This window comes from Amycolatopsis orientalis DSM 43388 (assembly GCF_000411975.1).
In the GTDB taxonomy this organism is placed as follows: Bacteria; Actinomycetota; Actinomycetes; order Mycobacteriales; family Pseudonocardiaceae; genus Amycolatopsis; species Amycolatopsis orientalis_D.
Map to the genome: position 1 here is coordinate 1 of NZ_ASXG01000084.1, position 282 is coordinate 282.

Annotated in this window: 1 protein-coding gene; it reads left to right on the forward strand. The window is 70.9% G+C overall.

The features are described 5' to 3' along the window. Positions 1-210: hypothetical protein (locus tag L942_RS45435; RefSeq protein ID WP_235079205.1), on the forward strand; the 210-nt coding region annotated here is incomplete at its 5' end. Positions 211-282 lie beyond the last annotated feature (72 nt).

Here is a 282-nt window from a genome sequence, read left to right on the forward strand (position 1 = left end):
GGGCTGGGCTGGGATGGGCTGGGCTGGGCTGGGCTGGGCTGGGATGGGCTGGGCTGGGGAATCCTCGACCTAAGCAACGACTCTCGTGAACACGGCACGGCTCGCCCGCAAACCAACGTCGCAGCACGGCGCGGCGCTGCAGGGCACAGCCTGGCACGACGCGGCGAGCGCAGCGCAGAAGTTTTGAGAGTTTCGCTGATCCTGCGGTAGACCGCGTCTCGGCACGGCACGGCACGGCACGGCACGGCACGGCACGGCACGGCACGGCACGGCACGGCACGG